Source organism: Accumulibacter sp. (assembly GCF_036625275.1).
In the GTDB taxonomy this organism is placed as follows: Bacteria; Pseudomonadota; Gammaproteobacteria; order Burkholderiales; family Rhodocyclaceae; genus Accumulibacter.
In genome coordinates this window covers 1-5,416 of record NZ_JAZKUD010000149.1, presented here as the reverse complement: position 1 = coordinate 5,416, position 5,416 = coordinate 1, and the positions used below count along the sequence as shown (strand labels likewise).

The following is a 5,416-nucleotide window of genomic DNA, read 5'->3' as shown; positions in this document are numbered from 1 at the left end:
AGGCGCTTGACGCGCTGCTGCTCTGGGCACAGCGCGGACCCCCGATGGCCAGGGTCGACCGCGTTCTCTGCAACGAGGGCAACGCTGCGGAAATCGGCGCGACGGACGGGTTCCGGCAGATTGCCACGTGCTGAGTGCCTGCTTGCGGACAGCGATAAGTCGGCACGCTGGCCGGCACGCGGGCTGGCAACTGCTCCGCCGATCCCGAGGGGCTGCTCTGCTGGTCTTTCACCGCCGTGGAGGTATTGGCCAGACGCTTAAAGCACCGCGTACGCCGATTTCGATCCGGTCGTCAAGCGCTCCCCCCAGCTTCGCTCAGCCGTCGTGCGGCTTACCGCTTCGACGTCCTCAAGGACGCCGCCCATCGGCGCAAAGCGCAGTGGGATCGCGAAGCGCGCGTTATCCTGGCCCGATTGTGGTGTGCCCAAGACCCGGACAACAGGCAAAGAAGCAAGGGTACGCTGATCAGCGTCGCCGTGCCCGGCTCAGGAACGGGCGTGAGGCTGGCGGCGGCAGAGAACATCGGCGCACTCGGGTTGGTCTGATCAATGTCCCAATAAGCCAGTAGGCCCAGGACATCGCTGCCCAGTACGTTGTCGTCAAATGGATTGTCGGCGGAGTCCAAGGCGATGCCTACCGGGACCGTGAAGCTTGGGAAGCTCGGGTCGCTGAACAGGTCGAGCTGGAGTTGGGCCATGCCGACTGCCATCGCGCCAAAGTTCGTCTCGACCTGTGCCGTCGGCAGGGTGCCTGGATTCAATCCCAGCAGCGAAGCCAGATGGGAAGAAATGATCGTGTTTGAAAAGCCGCTCTTGAGAATGAAGGGGATGTCGGATTGCGTGGAGAAAGCGCTGCTGACATCGACGCCCAGCCGGAAGCCGCCATCGATCGCCTCCTCGCTGGGCAGCACGGGGTGGTGGAAGGGCGTGACTTCCTCGGACTTGGTGCCTTTCGGACGGCCATCGGGGTTGGTGGCTACCGGGCCGGAAAAGGCCAGAAAACTGGCGATGGCGTTGGCCGTTGCCACGCCTCCAGTGGCTCCCTGACCCTTGGCCACGAAAAAGTAGTAGCCGTCCAGTCGCCCGCTGCTGTCGAAGTTGGCCTCCAGATAGCCGCTGCCCAAGGTGGCTTGCCGCCCGGGCGGGAGAGTTCCCACGCTGGCCGTGGTGGGCAGGGGTGGCGAGCTTGCTGCCTGACCTCCGGGGGTGACGGGCGCGCTGCTGAAGCCGACGCCGGCGCTGGCTGGAATGCTTGCTCCGGTGGTGGTCGGCGATACTCCGTTAATCCCGCGCTCGGCTCCCGGAGTTCCTCCGCTGACACCCAACTGGGTTCCGACCGCGGCAGTGACTTTCAACTCGGAACTGGTCGAGCCGCCGTCAATCAGGGTCTTGATGGTGATGTCATTGCCCGCAGTGTCCTTGGCCTTCAGGTCGATGAAGGGACGCGTATCCCCTGCGGTAGGTGGTGCGGCCAGGGGCACGACGAACACGTCGGCCGCGGCACTTCCCGCTTGCAGCATGCCGGCGCCAAGCAGCAGCCATGTGCCAGCGGCTTTGCCCGACTTGCGTACGCGTAGCTCATGGCATCGGCCGCGACAGGAGAAAGCAACAACGCACGCCAGGCCGAGCAGTACAAGCACCAGGGTTCCCGGTTCGGGAACTGCGGCGGCGGCGACGCGAACCTGTGCCCATTCATCGCCAGTCGCTTGGTAATCCATGCCGCTGGAGTCGCCCGAGAAGAAAACCGTGGCATGGGTGACGGCGAAGTCGTCGAGATGAACGCCGGCAATCAGCATGGAATTGAACTCGCCCGGCCGGTACTCGTGGTCGAATCCAAGGAGCGGCTGAAAAACCGACAAGGGCAGACCACTGGCAGTCAGTTGGTCGATGGGGTACTCCGTCGAGCTGATCGTATAGCCCACGTTCTGGAAAGTCACCGTATATGGGCTGGTATTCTCCAGAGTGATCCGCAGGGCGTCGTTCAGCGGATCGTAAGCGAAATCGAAGTTGGACTTGGGGACCGGAACACGAAACGGAGCCGTGGGGAATGACCATGCCTTGGTCAGGACCGTAGGCTTCTTGCCCGTGCCGAAAATGCCGAAGTGCCGCTTCGTCGTCGGCGTCGTGGGAATCGTGTTGGAACCGGCGAAGCGAACGATGGTGTTGTTGAAGCCTGGCTGAAGGCTGGTGCTGCGGGTGGGGTCGGCGAAAGCGTTGGTGATCGAGGTCTGTCCGCCACCGGTAATCTGGGCGGCGACGTCGCCGGCAAGCAGAAACTCAAAATCGGTGGCCGCGCGAGCGTCGGTTTGGAAGTAGTCTTCGTTGATCATCCAGTCCGCTGCCATGGCCTGGGCGACCGACGATAGTCCGAGGAAAAAAACGGCCATACGGCCGAGCAAGGCTTGGAATCCGTGGAACATGTTGAGCTCCTTTACAAGTGTTGTTTCCTCCGAAGTGTTTTCTCCTTTTTGGCGGGAAAAGCTGGTGAATCGCTGATGCGACTTTCACATGCAGGGGTACAGTTACCCTTGGCACCCTTATTGAGCACAGAGCAAGTTTCATGCTCGGTGATGCAAGCGATTGATGAAAATGGCTATTTGTCTTTGCGGGCAGATCTGCTGCTGGATCGGGTGTAAAGAAATTCGACACCGGAGCAAGAGGCTCCTCCGATCCACCTACACTTCGCCGCGGGAAATTGCGGCCGGGATTCAGGCGGTTTCTTCGCAGGTCGAGCAATCCACCTGGAACAGCGCGCGGTCATCGAGGCGCACGGCCGTCAGGTGACGACCCCAGAAACAGCCGGAATCGAGTGCCAGCAGGTTGGGCTCGATCCGCAGCCCGAGCGCCGACCAATGGCCAATCACGAGCACCTCAGCGGCGCTGCGCCTGCCGGGAACCTCGAACCACGGCAGTTGGCCAGGCGGGGCGTCGGCCAGTTCGCCCTTGGTCTTGAATTCCATGACTCCTGCGGGCGAACAGAAGCGCATCCGGGTCATTGCGTTGACAATCACCCGCAAGCGCGGCCAGCCCTGCAGGTCTTCGTGCCACGCCGCCGGTTCGCTGCCCCACAGGTTGGCCAGGAAATCCTGGTGAGCGGGTCCGGTGAGCGCTGCCTCGACCTCTGCGGCCAGCGCACGCGCCTGGGCGACGGTCCATTGCGGCAAGAGTCCGGCATGGACCATGCAGAACTCGTCTTCGCGGTGGCACAGCGGTCGATGCCGCAGCCAGTCCAGCAGGTCTGCACAGTCGGGGGCATTGAGGATCTCGTCGAGCGTATCGCCCTTGCTGCGCCTGCCGGCGCCTGCGGCCACCATCAGCAGGTAGAGGTCGTGATTGCCGAGGACGGTCACTGCGGCGGGGCCGAGATCGCGCACGAAGCGCAAGGTGTCGAGTGAGCGCGGACCACGGTTGACCAGGTCGCCGACCAGCCACAGGCGGTCGCTGGCAGGGTCGAAACGGCACTTCGCCAGCAGATTGAGCAGCGATTCGAAGCAGCCCTGAATGTCTCCGATTGCGTAGGTTGCCATGCTCGGTGATCAGACGGTTGCGTGTTGCTGCCAGCGCCAGGCATCGGCGCACATCTGCTCGATGCCGCGGCGGGCTTGCCATCCGAGCAGGTCGGCGGCAAGCTGTGGGTCAGCGTAGCAGGTTGCCACGTCGCCCGGTCGTCGCGGCACCCGTGCGTAGGGCACTGGCCGACCGCTGGCGGCGGCGAAGGCGCGCACCATGTCGAGGACCGAGTAGCCGCAGCCGGTACCGAGATTGACGGTCAGCAGGCCACCCTGGTCAAGCAGGTAGTTGAGTGCCGCGAGATGCCCTTCGACGAGATCCATCACGTGAATGTAATCGCGTACTCCGGTGCCGTCAGGCGTCGGATAATCGCTGCCGAAAACACTCAATTGCGGGCGTTTGCCTGCGGCCACCTGGGCGACGTAGGGCAGGAGGTTATTGGGAACACCATTTGGTTCTTCGCCAATCAGGCCGCTTTCGTGCGCACCGACCGGATTGAAATAGCGCAGGCGAGCAATCCGCCATGTGGAGTCGGCGTGCGCCAGATCGGCGAGGATGTCCTCGATCATCAGCTTGCTGGCCCCGTAGGGATTGGTCGCCGAACGTGGGAAGTCTTCGCGGATCGGTACCGAAGCCGGGTCGCCGTAGACCGTGGCGGAAGAACTGAAAATCAGGGTTTTCACTGCCGCCTCGGCCATCGCCTTGCACAGCGCGATGGCGCCGCCGACGTTGCAGTCATAATACCGTAAAGGCTGCGCGACCGACTCGCCGACGGCCTTCAGACCGGCGAAGTGAATGACTGCATCGATCGGTGTCGTGGCAAAAATTGACCGCAAGGACGGGAGATCACGGACATCGCTCTGGAAAAAAAGCGGCCGTTCCCCGGTAATCTGTGCCACCCGATCGAGCACTTCGCGCCGGCTGTTCGAAAGATTGTCGATGACCGTCACTGAGTGACCGGCGGCAAGCAATGCGACGCAGGCATGCGAACCGATATAACCGGTTCCGCCGGTAACCAAAATATTCATCCGATCAAGTTCCAGGAGTCTGCTGCCATGGCCGGCATTGCGCATCGATAACCATTGCTCATGGCGGAGCGGACGCGCCATGCTCTATGTCATTCCTGATTAAACAAGGAATTTAAACGAGGAGTTCAAATCAGGAGTTCAAACCAGAAATTCGTCGCGGTGCCGCCCTTGTTCTGTTTCAAGGCGGGTCAGCCAGTTGGGCTGCTTGCCGCGACCCGACCAGGTTTCACCATTGGGACCACGGTATTTGATGGCGACAGGTCCCCGGATCTTGTCGGCAACCATTCCCATGGACCCTGGCATCTTGAAACCAAGGTCTGCTGCCGTCAGGCCGTACTCGGCAATCAATCGCCTCACCCGACCGATCACTTCCGACAACTCTGCCTGCCGAGCTTCTTCTATCTGTTTTTCCAGCATCGCACGTTGTGCGAGTAGTTCCTGATAACTTGCCATACACCACTCCTTAGGGAAAATCGTCTTATACGCTTTAAGCGGATAATTGCAACAGGCTGCCGGTTATTTGTCAAGTGCAATGACCGATTGCATGCACGCTCCATGTAAAGCCGTGGCGCCGATGCTGAAGATATTCAACTAATTTAGAAGAAAAACCCGATTTCATACCCCTTCTCTTGTCGGAGGTTATCGCCCCGAGACAAGAGACATAATGCTGAATAAGGTTGGATTTAACGGTCATGATTTTTCCAGGCTCCGATCATGGAAGTCTGACCGTTCCCTTTCCTCCGATTCATCATCCGTAATCGTTCACACCCCCTCAACAAAACCTTCCAGCGTGATGATTTGTATGGGATAGTTGCGGCACTTTCGGACGACCTGAGCGACGCGGGGCGATGCACCTGAGCAGACATGACCTTTTCCAGA

4 protein-coding genes are annotated in these 5,416 nt (G+C 60.8%); all 4 read right to left on the bottom strand.

Features of this window, described 5'->3' with window-relative positions; translation table 11 throughout:
- Nucleotides 1-331: 331 nt before the first annotated feature.
- The 4 genes from V5B39_RS21540 to V5B39_RS21525 all read right to left on the bottom strand — a co-directional run bounded on the left by V5B39_RS21540 (nt 332) and on the right by V5B39_RS21525 (nt 4,990).
- Nucleotides 332-2,419, bottom strand: a complete 2,088-nt coding sequence (locus V5B39_RS21540; protein WP_332344872.1) for a PEP-CTERM sorting domain-containing protein — start codon at nt 2,417-2,419, stop codon at nt 332-334.
- A 288-nt stretch (nt 2,420-2,707) separates the two neighbouring features.
- Nucleotides 2,708-3,526 carry a symmetrical bis(5'-nucleosyl)-tetraphosphatase gene (locus V5B39_RS21535; protein ID WP_332344871.1) on the bottom strand — a complete coding sequence of 273 codons (819 nt, stop codon included), beginning with the start codon at nt 3,524-3,526 and terminating at the stop codon, nt 2,708-2,710.
- Nucleotides 3,527-3,535: 9 nt separating this feature from the next.
- A complete protein-coding gene (gene galE / locus V5B39_RS21530; RefSeq protein WP_332344873.1) occupies nt 3,536-4,537 on the bottom strand; it encodes a UDP-glucose 4-epimerase GalE in 1,002 nt (333 codons plus the stop codon).
- A gap of 138 nt (nt 4,538-4,675) precedes the next feature.
- Nucleotides 4,676-4,990: an H-NS histone family protein gene (locus tag V5B39_RS21525; protein ID WP_332344870.1), complete on the bottom strand. Its 315-nt coding sequence runs from the start codon at nt 4,988-4,990 to the stop codon at nt 4,676-4,678.
- Nucleotides 4,991-5,416 lie beyond the last annotated feature (426 nt).

Bases quoted from the DNA above. Each gene is read 5' to 3' on its own strand.
- galE (WP_332344873.1), bottom strand. From the start codon at position 4,537: ATGAATATTTTGGTTACCGGCGGAACCGGTTATATCGGTTCGCATGCC.
- V5B39_RS21535 (WP_332344871.1), bottom strand. From the start codon at position 3,526: ATGGCAACCTACGCAATCGGAGACATTCAGGGCTGCTTCGAATCGCTG.
- V5B39_RS21540 (WP_332344872.1), bottom strand. From the start codon at position 2,419: ATGTTCCACGGATTCCAAGCCTTGCTCGGCCGTATGGCCGTTTTTTTC.
- V5B39_RS21525 (WP_332344870.1), bottom strand. From the start codon at position 4,990: ATGGCAAGTTATCAGGAACTACTCGCACAACGTGCGATGCTGGAAAAA.